The organism is Cohnella kolymensis (genome assembly GCF_000829465.1).
GTDB lineage: Bacteria > Bacillota > Bacilli > Paenibacillales > Paenibacillaceae > Cohnella > Cohnella kolymensis.
This window is the reverse complement of sequence record NZ_JXAL01000016.1, coordinates 180,403-194,166: the sequence shown is the minus strand read 5'-3', so window position 1 is coordinate 194,166 and position 13,764 is coordinate 180,403. Positions and strand designations below refer to the sequence as shown.

Here is a 13,764-nt window from a genome sequence, read left to right as displayed (position 1 = left end):
TGGCCGCTCCGGTTCTTATACGTTAATCATTCGCTTTCGATATAATAGCTGTCGCCGCCCGCTTCGAGAATGGCCTGGCCTTGTGTCACATCTGTGATCCATGCCTGGAAACGCTCCGCATCGACGGCCTCAGGCAGGCATATCACCCGCACTCGATCGGTGAAAGAGACGTCACCGACCCGGTAACCTCTGCCTCTGAGCTCATTCTCGAGCTTACCGTACCAAGTATAGTCGACGTCTACAATGATCGCGCGATGCAGCACTTTGACGATCGGCCCGGCAGCATCGATGCCTGCCACAGCACCGTCGGTGTAAGCCCGCACCAACCCGCCCGCACCTAACATAATTCCGCCGAAATACCGGGTGACGACGACGGCGGCATTTTTCAACCCGCGATGCTTGATCACCTCGAGAATCGGTTTACCCGCCGTCCCGCTCGGTTCACCATCGTCCAATGCTTTCTGATGCTCGTCCCGTTCGCCCACCACATAAGCGGAGCAATTGTGCGTCGCATCCCAATATTTTTTCTTCATTTCATCGATGAAAGCGACAGCCTCTTCCTCCGACTCGACAGGCCGGGCGTGACCAATGAACCGCGATTTCTTGATGACGATTTCCTGAGCGCCATATTGTCTGACCGTCGAATAGCGCGCTAACATCATACATCCCCGCTTTTAATGATTTTCTTTCATTCTCTTGCGGGCGCCTCTTAAAGAAAGAACTCCATAAGTAACCGCAATCACGATAAAAAGCACAGGCAGCACGTGAAAATTACCCGGGAACCATTCTTCCATGAAACCGTGAAGGATGTCGTCGTTCTCGAGCATCTCTCCTGCTGTGAAAGCAAGCAGACCTGCCCCCAGCCAGACGATGATCGGATACCGCTTCATCAGATTCGTCAGCAGTTGACTGCAGAAAATGATAAGGGGAATGCTCAAGGCAAGACCGATTCCGATCAGCAGCCAGTCTCCTTGGGCTGCAGCCGCAACAGCCACTACGTTATCCAGGCTCATAATCAGGTCCGCGAGAATAATGGTTTTGATAGCTTGTCCCATAGAGAAAGCCGCGGTGTCCCCTTCGTGCTCGTCTTCGTTGCTCAGAAGCTTCATGGCGATATAAAGCAGCAGGAGACCGCCGGCAACTCCGACCAATGGAATCTGAAGCAGCCACACGGCAACAAATGTTAAGACGAGTCTAAGAACGACCGCCCCCATTGTACCCCAGAACACCGCCTTTTTCTGCTGTGCGGGCGGGAGCTTTCGGCTTGCCATGGCAATAACCACTGCATTGTCGCCGCTCAGCACGATGTTGATCAATATTACTTCTAAAAGTCCAAACAGCCACTCAGTATCCATTTTTATCCTCCTATAACAGCTGATCATTTATTTTAACACATAAAGAAAGAGTGCTGCTTCAGCACTCTGAATTCCTAATTTAACCACATCCCACTATAGCACAAATACGAAGAAAATGGCACCTAGAACAGCGGCATTAACGACAAGCAAAGCAAATAACAGGACATAGTAGAGCAGCCGGATCCTGCCGACGAGCCAACATACAACTGCCACAAGGGCCCCGACGGCCCAGCTTAGCGGATAAAGCGCCTGTGCTTTCCAGCTCCACTCTCCGACAAAAGCCAATACAAGGTAGAACAAGCTCACGACCAGATGAAGCGTAAAAATGGCCAGCTTCGCCACCCGGTGAGTTTGTTCCCGGTGCGCCGGTGACAGCCGATTATTGGATGTTACGGCGATTGTCCGTTCCATTTCAGCTGTCATCAACAGCTGCGTATAAGCTGCCGCTAGACCCGCCAATATCTGCACCGCAGCTCCGTACTTATAGCAAATTACAATCATGATCAAATGTACGCTTGCCACTATAGCGAATTGAGCCCACACAGGCTTACAATTGCGCAAAATGCTGACTGCTCGTGAAATGACAGCCAGAGGCCAGCCTTTGCCGTCTTGCAGCGGGCTCGGTATCACCATTGAAATCATGAGGAAAAGAACACCGCACGCCAATAGCAGGCTTATTGTCAAGCAGAGCAATATCGGATGTATTTGCATGTGCCAGACAGGATTTCCAACCGTATCCCAAAAGATCATTGCCAAGCCCGTAAAAGCGGCAAAAAGCAAAATTCCCAGCGCGGCATGCTTGAAATTCAGAACGCTGCGTACATATTTGACGAGCATCCAGCCGGTCCCTGCCGTCAGCCAACCGGCAAACCAGGTCGTTGAGACAGGGAAGTCTGCCCCCCATTCCCATGCGACCAGCAACGCAACGATCAGCCAGACAATGCCTCCCCGCCTGCTCGAAGAGACTTTTGCCGCCTCCGCACTCATGCCGTGTCCCCCATTTCGATGTCTAACCGTCCGGCTCTTCTCCATAAATAAAGAGTGCTGCTCCAGCACTCTTTATTTCTCTTCATTACAAGCGTGCTTCCAATGCTTTCTTCTGCTCCTCAAAGCCCGGTTTGCCGAGCAGCGCGAACATGTTTTTCTTATAAGCTTCAACGCCCGGCTGGTCGAACGGATTTACGCCGAGCAAGTACCCGCTCACTCCGCAGGCGATTTCGAAGAAATACACCATATGGCCGAAGGTATATGGGCTTATATCCGGCAGGCCCACGATCAGGTTCGGTACTTCCCCGTCCGTGTGCGCAAGCAGCGTTCCTTCAAACGCCTTTTTGTTAACGAAATCGAGCGTCTTGCCGGCCAGGAAGTTCAAGCCGTCGAGATCATCGTCCGTTCGTTGGATCGTAATTTGCTCCGCGACCTCTCCAACCTGGAGAACCGTTTCAAAAATGACTCGGCTGCCCTCTTGAATAAATTGCCCCATTGAGTGCAGGTCCGTGGTGAAATCGACGGAAGCAGGGTAAATGCCTTTGTAATCTTTGCCTTCGCTCTCGCCGTACAGCTGCTTCCACCATTCGGAGACGAAGTGCAGCCCCGGCTCGTAGTTAACAAGAATCTCGACGGCCTTGCCTTTGCGGTAAAGCGCGTTACGTACGGCGGCATATTGATACGCTTGGTTCTCGCTCAGGTTTGGATTGTTATATAGCGTGGCTGCGTCCTGTGCGCCCTTCATCATCGATTCAATGTCGATGCCCGCTGTTGCGATCGGCAGCAGACCTACTGCTGTAAGAACAGAATATCGGCCGCCAACGTCATCGGGAATGACGAACGTTTCATAGCCTTCTTCCGTCGCCAGCACCTTCAATGCTCCGCGCGCCTTGTCGGTTGTGGCATAGATGCGTTTACGCGCTGCTTCCTTGCCGTATTTCTTCTCAAGCTCCTCGCGGAAAATACGGAAAGCGATCGCCGGCTCCGTCGTCGTGCCGGATTTGGAGATCACGTTGATTGACCAGTCCTTGCCCTCCAAGGCTTGGAGCAGGTGAGTCACGAAGGTGGAGCTGATGTTATTTCCGGCGAAAAAAATTTGCGGTGCTCCGCGCCGTTCTTTCGGCATTGTATTGTAAAAGGAGTGTTGAAGCATCTCGATCGCCGCACGCGCGCCAAGGTAGGAGCCGCCGATCCCGATGACAACCAGAGCTTCGGAATCGGATCGGATTTGCTGCGCCGCTTTCTGAATGCGGGAAAACTCTTCTTTATCGTAGTCGAACGGAAGGTTGATCCAGCCCAGATAATCCGATCCAGCCCCTGTTCCATTATGTAATTGCTCATGAGCCAGCTTGACGGCCGGCGCCAGGTAGTCGATTTCATGCTGATGGACGAACTGCAGTGCTTTCGAATAGTCGAACTTAATGCTTTTGCTCATATCCATACTCCCTTTCGAAGACCTCAAAGGTCTTGTGCACATTAGATATAGGATACTGAAAAAGTTTCCACTTCACAAGCGCCGCCCAGGAATGCCGGAAACCCGCTCTGCACACTTTTGGATATTGGCACGAAATTGATATAATGGTGTAAAAATAAGACAGATGAGAGGTATTCAAAATGAAAAATGTCGGCTTTGTAGGGCTGGGTACGATGGGCAAACCGATGGCCGAGCATTTGCTCGCTAACGGATTTCGCGTGACTGTGTTCAACCGGACGAAAGCTCGTGCGGAAGAGCTTGTTTCACGAGGCGCCTCTGTTGCCTCCACTCCGGCTGAGGCTGCGAGTGACGCGGACGTGGTGATCACGATGGTGAGCGACGACGCAGCGATCGGCGAAGTGTATGACGGTACCGAAGGATTGCTGGCGAAGGCGCGGCCCGGCACGACAATCATCGATTGCAGTACCATATCCGCAGATTTGGCGCGCAAGCTAGGAGAACGGCTGACGAAGGCGTCTATCCGCTTTCTTGATGCACCGGTTACCGGAAGCAAACAAGCCGCCGAAAGCGGAACGCTGGTGTTCATGGTCGGCGGTGACGCTGCCGTTATTGAAGAGCACAGGGATGTATTTGAAGCCATGGGCAATAAGATCATACATATGGGACCACATGGAAGCGGTGCGGCAACAAAGCTTGCCCACAACACGATGGTTGCCATTCACAACGTCGCGCTTGCCGAAGCAATGGCCATTGCCGCCGCTGCCGGCGTAGATCCGAAAAGCTTTTTGGAGGTTGTCACGGCAGGCGCCGCCTACAGTAAAGCGGCAGAGATCAAAGGGCCCAAACTGTTAGCCGGTGACTGGAGCGTGCAGTTCGGACTCGCGCTGATGCTCAAAGATCTTAAGCTGGCAACCGGCTTCGCAGACCGTCTAGGCGTACCCACTCCGATGATGAGCGCCGCCAAAAGCCTGTTTCAGACCGCGCAGCAATCCGGCCTCGGCACACTCGATTTGTCCGCTGTCGCGCAAGTGTATGAACAATGGATTAACCGAACCTTCCACGCAGATCAGAACAACAAGTAACCATTATATAGAGAGCGCGGAAGCTGTCCGCCTCTCTTGATTCGGGTGATTTCGATGAAATACACGGGCAGAGTCGTCGCTCTAATGATGGTCATTATCTTTTCTTTCATCGAAACGCTGTATCTCTATGAGGCGTACAGTAAGATCCCGATCACCGATTTTATCGATGTGTTCATTTATGGACCGATCGCTTGGTTCGCAGGCCGATTTTACGACAAGTATGTATATCAGAGCAAAGAGCTTCACCGTGCGGAAATCGAAAATCTCCAGCTGATCGAATACAAGAATACGATGAGCGAGAAGCTTTTCGAGGAAAACCGCTACCGGTATCGTTTGATTTTCAACAATATTACCGACGCGCTGTTAATATTCGACTTGGAAGGGAATTTGATCGACGGGAATCCCGCGGTAGAGAAAATGTCCGGGTATTCGGTTGAAGATCTGAAAATCAGGGGATGCCTTTCGGTGATGGTACCGGAGGAACTGGATAAAAAGCTGAAGCATCTCGACAAAGTCCGGAACGGGATCGAACAGGAATTCGACACAGCCATCTATCATAAGAACGGGCGCATACTGAGCATTCATTCGAAATTTCATCCGCTTGTCGTCGACGGTGAAATGGCGGGAATTCTTGAAATCATTCAAGATATTACGGAATCCAAGCAGATGGATGAACGGATCCGCGAATCGGAAAAGCTGTCCGTAGCCGGACGCCTTGCCGCCGGAGTGGCGCACGAAATAAGAAATCCGCTCACCACGATCAAGGGGTTCATTCAACTTTTCAGAGACCGCATTGACGTCCATTACGTCGATCTGATCCTTGTGGAGCTAGACCGGATCAATTTTATCGTCAGTGAATTTCTGGTTCTTTCCAAGCCTCAGGCCGTAGAGTTCAAGCTGACCGATATCAAGAGCCTCGTTCATCATGTCACTGCCTTTATGGAAGCGGAGATGAACATGAACAATGTGCAAATCAGATCCCGATTCGAATCCGATCTGCCTTTGATCAGAAGCGAAGAAAATCAATTAAAACAAGTATTTGTGAACCTCTTTAAAAATGCCATGGAATCCATGGACGGCGGGGGCACCATTCATCTCGATTTGACCTCGGACGGAAGCGTATTGTGCGTACAAATCCGGGACGAAGGAAGCGGTATGCCGGAACATATTCTCCGAAGACTAGGCGAGCCCTTCTATACGACCAAAGAAGGGGGCACAGGTCTAGGATTAATGGTCAGCAAAAAGATCATTGAAAATCACGGCGGAGAGATTTCCTTCGTCAGTGAACTTGAAATAGGCACCTCCGTCTACGTCAAGCTTCCTGTCGCGGAACACGGAACCGGCGATCTGGCGTTATCGAGGAAGCTTGGCTGACTCAACGAATCTTCCGGTCGACCAAGAAAGGGCCGAAAGGGACGAAAGCCGCTGCGACCACGAGCAGAGATTGTTTGAACGAAACATCCCGCACAAAAAACGCATTCACGATCGCCGCCAAATAAAGAATGAACAGCACACCATGCAGCATACCGAACACGGTCACCGCTGAAGGCATACCGGCAGCATATTTAAGGGGCATCGCAATCGCCAGAAGAACGAGGAACGATACGGCTTCAAGGAAGCCGACGGCGCGCAGCCGTCCGATCGGTGTATTCAACACAGGCGGAACCTCCCAATTGTACAAGTTTCTAATAGCCATCATACTCAGAAACTACAGCATTTAATCCTGTAAAAAAGCCTCTTCATTTCATGTTACACATTATATGAAGGGCATAGCAAGCACACAAGGACATGGAATGGATGCATGTCCTTTTTGTTGTTTGTGATCCTGCGCGTGGGAGTTCAACCCTAACATAGAAACATTTGAACTTGTTCTACGTCAATATATCATCGGGGTTGTGGAAAAACCTAGAGGATGGTGAATATGGCAAGATCACAACAATACATCCTAACGTGGTCCGTTAGCTTGTTTTTATCACTTATATACTTTGTTTATTACATTTGGAATTTTGCATCTAACGTACCTATGATTGACAGCGTGTTGGTGTTTATCCAATACTATCTAATATTTGTATTGATGTTTGGAATACTGTTTTACATTGTTTGCAGGTTAATGAGCAAAATACCATTGTTAAATGTGCTGACCATTTCAATTGCTCATTTATTGTTTATGTTCTTACTGTTTCATTCACTAGACAATCTAGATGCAGGAAGTTTTTTTCAACGAGCACCTTGAAGAATATCGGCGTTTTTGAAATGGGTGGTGAAAACGGATCATGCAGTTGAGGAAACATTTCGGTTCGATCATCATTATCATTGTTCTTTTTTTATTAATTTTGGCTTATGTTTACGGGACTCGGGCATACGGTGTCGGAATGAATACTAATGCCAGCGTGAACCATGGTCCTGCACCAATATACGTAAACCCAAATATTTCATTGAACAAGAGCGTCATCAATCAGACGGACTCGCTTGCAATCACCTTGAATTTCACAGCGGAACAGGATATCACCCTGGATGTTACAAGGTTGGCTTTTTACCCGCTTGGAAAACAAGAACCTGCGTTTTACATTCCCATTCCTGAGTGGAGTCACACTGCCTTAAAGCGAGGGACAGTACGGGATAAAAAACTCAGCATTTCACCCATTGAGAAAGGGCTGGACGCAGGGTATTATCAGGTCGTACTTGAGTTTCAAATTGGAGGGACACAACTTTCTACCCCTGCGGATTTGCTGATCAACCATCCTCCAGGAACCTTAAGAGTCGGAAAATTGGAAATCAACCAAATTGCGAAAAAGGAAGGTTATACATTAACGGTAAACTCGCTGACCATGAGCGAAGACAAGGTTGTCGTTGATGTGCAATTTTCGCCGCAGGTGTTAGAGTTTTACTCGGAGTTTCGTCTGGAAGATGGCAGGAAATTACGTGAGTTCGGAAGGGACGCGACACGGAAGCCGCAACCGGAACATCTGCAATTCACGTTTTCTCCTATTCCGAAATCATCATCTCTAGTAACGTTTGAGATCGAGAGCATTAATATACAAAAGCCGGATGGGATTTATGGTGTGCCAGGTCATTGGGCGGTCACTATTTCGTTGCCATAATACGACGGAGGGGTATGACTGTGAGAACATTTCTGTCTTGTACGTCTTTGTTACTGATCCTATTCTTAGTAAGTTGTAATCCGCTAGAGCAAAAGTCTCAGGAAGAGGTATGGTTTGTGACCGAGGCGGATAATGCCTTGAGGGAAGAGATTTTTACGACATGGACGAATTATGTGGACATAATTGAACACACAATAGAAGCTAAATCACCAGAAGATTATAGCTACATAACGGGAAGGATCGATGGTTTGCTTCGGTGGTATGATCATGAAATCAGAAGGTTTATGTCATTGAGCAACATATCACAAGAAGCCGTCGACAGTGTTGTCGCCAAAGAAGCACAACAACCACTATATCGTCTTATCGATAATATGAGGAACAGCTTAGAGCAAATTAGAGATAACATTAAAGGAAATCAGTTTAATGAGATTCATCAGCATGATAGAGAGATGAAGGAAATCATCAAAACTGTACAAAGGTTAAACGGCGGATCATCCAACTATTTAATCGATTCTACACAGAAAGTCGAAACATTGAACACAATCCAAGAATCAAATGCATTGATCGAGGAATTACTAAACATGAAACAATAAACCTTTCAAAGATGAATGCTCTGCAATACAAAAGGACATGTATCCACATGTCCTTTTTGTATTGCTGTAACCTTTGTTTTATTAATCCAGGTACGAACAGCAGTAATCCGTTGCTGCCTTCACTTGTAACTTAAACTTCGCGTTAGCCGGCACTTCGAACTCTCCGGTACCAGAAATCTGCAGCCATTGATCTTGACCCGGCAGAAGCACGGTCAGCTCGCCCGCCAGAATCTCCATGACTTCCCGCTTGTCCGTGCCGAACTCATAATCGCCGGGAAGCATAATTCCCAGCGTCTTGCGGGTACCGTCCGGAAACAATACCGTGCGGCTTGTTACTTTGCCGTCGAAGTATACGTTGGCTTGTTTAACGACGGAAACGTTGTTGAATTGCGACATCGGTTCTCCCCTGCTCCCTATTAAAGCAATTTTTTGAACTGGGCTACAACGTTCTCCACCGTGAAGCCGTATTCTTGGATGACGCGGTCACCGGGAGCGGATGCTCCGAAAGTTGAAATTCCAATGACTGCGCCGGAATCGCCGACAAAACGATCCCATCCGTATGGATGAGCCATTTCCATCGCCAGGCGGGCTTTCAAGTTTTTCGGCAGCACGCTGTCTTTGTATCTTTGATCCTGCTTATCGAACAGATCCCAGCTCGGCATGCTGACGACACGCACCTGTATTCCTTGCTCAGCCAACGCTTTTTGAGAAGCGACTGCCAGTTGAACTTCCGAGCCTGTAGCCAGCAAGATGCCTTGCGGTTGTCCATTCGCAGCTTCAGAAACGATGTAAGCGCCTTTGGACAAGTTCTCACGAGCATTGGCCGTTCCTTCCAGAATCGGGAGGTTTTGACGGGTCAACACTAATGCGACCGGCTTTTCATTGTTTTGCACCGCATACGCCCAAGCTGCAGACGTCTCATTGCCATCCGCCGGACGGATGACCGTCAAATCCGGGATGATCCGGATCGACGCCAGCTGCTCGATCGGTTCATGAGTCGGGCCGTCTTCGCCGACAGCGATGCTGTCATGGGTCAAGACATAGGTGACCGGTAATTTCATGAGGGCGGCAAGGCGCACTGCCGGACGGAGATAATCGGTGAATACGAAGAAGGTACCTCCGTATACTTTAAGGCCTCCATGCAGCATGATGCCGTTCATCGCTGCAGCCATTCCGAACTCGCGTACTCCGAAGTAAAGGTTACGTCCTTCGTAACTGCCCGGTTTGAACGCAGGAAGACCTTTCATGTTGGTCATCGTCGAACTTTCCAAGTCGGCAGAGCCGCCCACCAGGTAAGGAACGTTCTTCGCCAACCCGTTCAATGCGTTACCCGAAGCGACTCGGGTCGAGATGGCCTTATCTCCCGGAGAGTACACAGGCAGGTCGGCATCCCAGTTTTCCGGCAACCGGCGAGAAACCGCCAACTCGAACTGTTTGCCCAGCTCAGGATGTGCGGCTTTGTAGTTATCAAACAATGCGTTCCATGTTTCGTTCGCTTGTTCGCCCGCTTTTCTCACTTCAGCAAAATGTGCACGAACCTCATCCGGCACATGGAATTCCGGGTGATCCCATTCATAGAATTGCTTGGTCAACTTGGCTTCATCGGTGCCGAGCGGAGAACCGTGAGGACCCGCGTGGCCTCCCTTGCCGCCCTTGTTCGGAGAACCGTAGCCGATGACCGTTTTTACTTCGATCAGCGTAGGACGGCGAGACTCGGCTTGCGCCTGCGAAATCGCATTAGAAAGTGCGGTCAGGTCGTTGCCATCCTCAACTCGGATCACCTGCCAGCCATACCCTTCGAAACGCTTGCCCACATTTTCGGAGAACGAAAGATTCAGCTCGCCATCCAGCGTGATATCGTTGGAATCGTAAAGAAGGATAAGCTTGCCCAGCCCCAGATGAGAAGCGAGCGAAGCGGCTTCGTGGGAAACCCCCTCCATCAGATCGCCGTCTCCGCAGATGGAGTAAGTATAGTGATTGATAATCTCAAAGCCGTCGCGATTATAAGTGGCACCCAGCTGCGCTTCGGCCATCGCCATCCCGACAGCCATACCAAAGCCTTGGCCGAGAGGTCCTGTTGTGGCTTCAACACCTGCAGTATGACCGTACTCCGGATGCCCCGGTGTCAGCGACCCCCATTGGCGAAATTTCTTAAGCTCTTCCAGGGGCAAGTCATATCCGCTCAGGTGCAGTAAAGAATATAACAGCATCGATCCGTGACCTGCGGACAACACGAAACGGTCGCGGTTGATCCACCCAGGATTCGAAGGATTATGTTTCATCGTTCTCGCAAACAATTGATAACCCATCGGGGCTGCGCCCATCGGCATTCCGGGATGCCCGGATTTCGCTTTTTCAACAGCGTCAATGGCAAGGGTACGTATCGTTGTTATAGATAATCGGTCAATCGCGCTAGCAGTCATTCAATAACCCTCCTCAATTCTATTCCGCCTATTGTAACATTGTCTTTTTCGGATTTCCATTACACGTCCGTACAAGAAAGACCCCTTAACGAGGTCCTCTTCCTGCTGACCATGGTAATATTACACAAAAGCCACGGTTTTATTTTGATAGACGAGCAGCCGGTCCTCCACATGCCATTTGACCGCACGGGCAAGCACGATCCGCTCGATATGCCGGCCCATTCGCTTCAGCTCGTTCACGTTGTCGCGGTGACTGACACGGTGCACGTCCTGCTCGATAATCGGTCCTCCGTCCAGCTCTTCCGTTACGTAATGCGCCGTAGCTCCGATGAGCTTGACACCGCGGTCGTAGGCTTGTTGATAGGCTTGCCGCCGACGAATGCCGGGAGGAATGAGTGGTGTATGTTAATGATGCGGTTATGGAACTGCTCGATAAATTTCGGGGAAATGATCTGCATGTACCTCGCCAGGACGATCAGGTCCACTTTGCCGGAGGTAAGCTCGCGCTGCTGCCTCTCGGCTTCCGCTTTGTCGGGAGTAACCGGGACATGATGATACGGAATGCCGAAAGATTCGACAAGTCCTCTCATATCGTCGTGATTGCTGATGACCATGCTGATCTCCGCGTCCAGATCGCCGGCCTGCCATTGCCACAACAGCTCAAGCAAGCAATGGTCTTCCTTCGAAACGAAAATCGCAATGCGCTTACGGCGGGCGGCGCGGTAAATGCTCCAACGCATTGTGAAGCGGTCCGCCACGCGTGTGAAATCCTCCTGCAGCGAGGATAATCTGTCCGCCAGATCATGCAGATCGAATTCAATCCGCATGAAAAACATGCCGCCCTCAGGATCCATCGTATATTGGTCGGACTGAACGATATTCGCTCCCTGCTCGTACAGAAACTGCGACACAGCCGCAACGATTCCCGCGCGGTCCGGACAGGAGATGAGCATCCGCGCCCGGTTGCTCTTGTCTTCCCTGCGCTTCACTTCCTGAGGCTGATAATGCTGCTGACTCATGCTTCTTCCGCTTCCTCTCCATATCGCTCAACAAGTGTTTCCGATTACAGACTTGCCAGCCATTCCTTGCCTGCCAGCCATGCCAGCAGCCGCTGGTTGACGGCCTCCTCGCTGTAATCCTCCGTCAACACCCGGTTCTCGATCAACATATCGTACAGACGTTCCATCGGTTCGCGGGGATCCGCCTTTTTCGTTTTCGCATCGGCAGCTTTAAGCTGCTCCCACGAATTCATAACATACAGCCGCGGGTGAACGTCTTCTTTATCGAAAAAGTGATGCAGCCGTTCGACATCCTCCATGAACTCGCCGCCGAAGCGCTCATCGGCATCGCGTCTAAGCAGCGCGATTTCCGCTTCATACATCGGACGTTCCGTCGATGCGGACTTGCCGATCCATGGCGTCTCCAGAATGAAAGGCTTGTCCTTCAGAAGCTCATGGCCGACCACGCCTGCGATGCCCTGATAACCGATCATGCCGGAGCCGATAACGGCATGGCGGTCTTTGCCGGAGCCGAGCGGATTTTTGCTGTCGTTCACATGCACAACCGCAATACGATCCAGGCCGACAATATCGTCGAACTTCTTAAGAACGCCATCAACGCCATTGACGATATCATATCCCGCATCGTGAATATGGCACGTATCCATGCACACCGTCAAACGATCATTCGCTTCTACCAGGTTGATGATTCTCGCCAATTCCTCGAAGCTGCGGCCGATTTCCGTCCCTTTACCGGCCATCGTCTCCAGCGCGATATTCACATCGGTCTCTTTGGTGCCTTCCAATACCTCGTTGAGACCTTCGGCGATCCGGGCAATCCCGTAGTCGACATCTTTTTCAGTGAAAGCGCCGGGGTGCAGCACGATATTTTTAACGCCGATCTTGTGAGTGCGTCGCACTTCCTCTTGCAGGAAATCCACAGCGAGACGATAAGTCTGGTCCTTAAAAGAACCTAGATTGATAATATACGGAGCATGCACGACGATCTCGTTGATTCCGTTCTCGGCCATAACCTCTTTGCCTTCGGGAATGTACAGCTCGTCCACGCTTTTTCTCCGCGTGTTCTGAGGCGCTCCCGTATAAATCATGAAGGTGCTCGAACCGTACGCTGCCGCTTCATTCGCGGCATTCAACAAACCCTTGCCCGAAAAAGACACATGAGACCCAATCTTCAACATATACTAGCTCCTTTCGGCTGCCGTTCCGTGCCCTGCAAGCGATGCCCGGGCCTCGTGTAACAATCATTACTTATTGTATCGTGAACATCGAAATAAATCTAGAAATGAGCTATAATTTCAAACTGAGGTGATTCTATTGAAAAGTGCGCCGGACTGGTTTATGTATTTCATATGGTTTTGGACGATCGTGCTGGTTTTATTTATGAGCATCGGCGGCTTTTTCATGTTCCGCAAGTTTCTGAAGGTGCTGCCGCAGCGGGACGGGAAATCGAAGCTCGACTGGCAAAATTATTGGGTGGAACGAAGCCGCGAGCTGTGGACCGACGAATCGAAAGCGATGCTGGACAAGCTTGTCTCCCCGGTTCCCACGCCGTTCCGCGATATCGCCCGCCACTCGATCGCGGCGAAGATCGGACAGCTTGCGGTTGAGAGCGGGGCATCGGAGGTCACCCGGGAACATTGCATCGAAGGTTACATTCTCGCCACACCGCGGCGCGATTACCGCAGCCTGATGGATTTTCTCGACAAAAACCAGATTGATTATTCCGCTTACAATCATTTACTGCGTTAATAAAAAACGAAACCTTTCTA

The 13,764-nt window shown here is 50.4% G+C and carries 13 protein-coding genes and 1 pseudogene; 5 read left to right on the top strand and 9 right to left on the bottom strand.

Features of this window, described 5'->3' with window-relative positions:
• Positions 1 to 26: 26 nt before the first annotated feature.
• The 4 genes from SD71_RS11010 to SD71_RS10995 all read right to left on the bottom strand — a co-directional run bounded on the left by SD71_RS11010 (position 27) and on the right by SD71_RS10995 (position 3,777).
• Entirely contained in the window at positions 27 to 659 is a 633-nt protein-coding gene (locus SD71_RS11010) for a YigZ family protein (RefSeq protein WP_041063146.1), read from the bottom strand.
• Positions 660 to 674: 15 nt separating this feature from the next.
• A complete protein-coding gene (locus tag SD71_RS11005) occupies positions 675 to 1,355 on the bottom strand; it encodes a TerC family protein (RefSeq protein ID WP_041062685.1) in 681 nt (226 codons plus the stop codon).
• A gap of 93 nt (positions 1,356 to 1,448) precedes the next feature.
• Positions 1,449 to 2,342, bottom strand: a complete 894-nt coding sequence (locus tag SD71_RS11000) for a hypothetical protein (protein WP_041062683.1) — start codon at positions 2,340 to 2,342, stop codon at positions 1,449 to 1,451.
• Between the two features lie 85 nt (positions 2,343 to 2,427).
• Positions 2,428 to 3,777 carry a glucose-6-phosphate isomerase gene (locus SD71_RS10995; RefSeq protein ID WP_041062681.1) on the bottom strand — a complete coding sequence of 450 codons (1,350 nt, stop codon included), beginning with the start codon at positions 3,775 to 3,777 and terminating at the stop codon, positions 2,428 to 2,430.
• Between the two features lie 179 nt (positions 3,778 to 3,956).
• Here SD71_RS10995 and SD71_RS10990 point away from each other — a divergent pair, with 179 nt between their 5' ends.
• Positions 3,957 to 4,859 (top strand): NAD(P)-dependent oxidoreductase, encoded by a 903-nt coding sequence (locus SD71_RS10990; RefSeq protein ID WP_041062679.1) that lies wholly within the window; start codon positions 3,957 to 3,959, stop codon positions 4,857 to 4,859.
• A 54-nt stretch (positions 4,860 to 4,913) separates the two neighbouring features.
• Positions 4,914 to 6,233: an ATP-binding protein gene (locus tag SD71_RS10985; protein ID WP_152619419.1), complete on the top strand. Its 1,320-nt coding sequence runs from the start codon at positions 4,914 to 4,916 to the stop codon at positions 6,231 to 6,233.
• A gap of 1 nt (position 6,234) precedes the next feature.
• On the opposite strand, the gene SD71_RS10980 is transcribed toward SD71_RS10985, so the two are convergent.
• Complete coding sequence (locus tag SD71_RS10980) at positions 6,235 to 6,516, bottom strand: DUF3817 domain-containing protein (protein WP_041062676.1); 282 nt, start codon at positions 6,514 to 6,516, stop codon at positions 6,235 to 6,237.
• A gap of 616 nt (positions 6,517 to 7,132) precedes the next feature.
• Here SD71_RS10980 and SD71_RS10970 point away from each other — a divergent pair.
• Both SD71_RS10970 and SD71_RS10965 read left to right on the top strand, forming a co-directional pair.
• Positions 7,133 to 7,960 (top strand): hypothetical protein, encoded by an 828-nt coding sequence (locus SD71_RS10970; protein WP_041062670.1) that lies wholly within the window; start codon positions 7,133 to 7,135, stop codon positions 7,958 to 7,960.
• Between the two features lie 116 nt (positions 7,961 to 8,076).
• The gene (locus SD71_RS10965; protein ID WP_041062667.1) at positions 8,077 to 8,553 is read left to right on the top strand and encodes a hypothetical protein; all 477 of its coding nucleotides are present in this window, start codon (positions 8,077 to 8,079) and stop codon (positions 8,551 to 8,553) included.
• 81 nt (positions 8,554 to 8,634) lie between these two features.
• On the opposite strand, the gene ppnP is transcribed toward SD71_RS10965, so the two are convergent.
• The 4 genes and pseudogenes from ppnP to SD71_RS10945 all read right to left on the bottom strand — a co-directional run bounded on the left by ppnP (position 8,635) and on the right by SD71_RS10945 (position 13,173).
• On the bottom strand, positions 8,635 to 8,949 hold the full coding sequence (gene ppnP, locus SD71_RS10960) for a pyrimidine/purine nucleoside phosphorylase (protein ID WP_041062664.1): 315 nt from the start codon (positions 8,947 to 8,949) through the stop codon (positions 8,635 to 8,637).
• A gap of 20 nt (positions 8,950 to 8,969) precedes the next feature.
• On the bottom strand, positions 8,970 to 10,976 hold the full coding sequence (tkt, locus tag SD71_RS10955; RefSeq protein WP_041062661.1) for a transketolase: 2,007 nt from the start codon (positions 10,974 to 10,976) through the stop codon (positions 8,970 to 8,972).
• A 120-nt stretch (positions 10,977 to 11,096) separates the two neighbouring features.
• Positions 11,097 to 11,995: pseudogene (gene purU, locus SD71_RS10950) on the bottom strand (formyltetrahydrofolate deformylase).
• 44 nt (positions 11,996 to 12,039) lie between these two features.
• Positions 12,040 to 13,173, bottom strand: a complete 1,134-nt coding sequence (locus tag SD71_RS10945) for a deoxyribonuclease IV (RefSeq protein ID WP_041062658.1) — start codon at positions 13,171 to 13,173, stop codon at positions 12,040 to 12,042.
• Between the two features lie 136 nt (positions 13,174 to 13,309).
• Here SD71_RS10945 and SD71_RS10940 point away from each other — a divergent pair, with 136 nt between their 5' ends.
• Complete coding sequence (locus SD71_RS10940) at positions 13,310 to 13,744, top strand: DUF2621 family protein (RefSeq protein WP_041062655.1); 435 nt, start codon at positions 13,310 to 13,312, stop codon at positions 13,742 to 13,744.
• Positions 13,745 to 13,764 lie beyond the last annotated feature (20 nt).

Bases quoted from the DNA above. Each gene is read 5' to 3' on its own strand.
- ppnP (WP_041062664.1), bottom strand. From the start codon at position 8,949: ATGTCGCAATTCAACAACGTTTCCGTCGTTAAACAAGCCAACGTATAC.
- SD71_RS10995 (WP_041062681.1), bottom strand. From the start codon at position 3,777: ATGAGCAAAAGCATTAAGTTCGACTATTCGAAAGCACTGCAGTTCGTC.
- SD71_RS10970 (WP_041062670.1), top strand. From the start codon at position 7,133: ATGCAGTTGAGGAAACATTTCGGTTCGATCATCATTATCATTGTTCTT.
- SD71_RS10985 (WP_152619419.1), top strand. From the start codon at position 4,914: ATGAAATACACGGGCAGAGTCGTCGCTCTAATGATGGTCATTATCTTT.
- SD71_RS10945 (WP_041062658.1), bottom strand. From the start codon at position 13,173: ATGTTGAAGATTGGGTCTCATGTGTCTTTTTCGGGCAAGGGTTTGTTG.
- SD71_RS11005 (WP_041062685.1), bottom strand. From the start codon at position 1,355: ATGGATACTGAGTGGCTGTTTGGACTTTTAGAAGTAATATTGATCAAC.
- SD71_RS10990 (WP_041062679.1), top strand. From the start codon at position 3,957: ATGAAAAATGTCGGCTTTGTAGGGCTGGGTACGATGGGCAAACCGATG.
- SD71_RS11010 (WP_041063146.1), bottom strand. From the start codon at position 659: ATGTTAGCGCGCTATTCGACGGTCAGACAATATGGCGCTCAGGAAATC.
- tkt (WP_041062661.1), bottom strand. From the start codon at position 10,976: ATGACTGCTAGCGCGATTGACCGATTATCTATAACAACGATACGTACC.
- SD71_RS11000 (WP_041062683.1), bottom strand. From the start codon at position 2,342: ATGAGTGCGGAGGCGGCAAAAGTCTCTTCGAGCAGGCGGGGAGGCATT.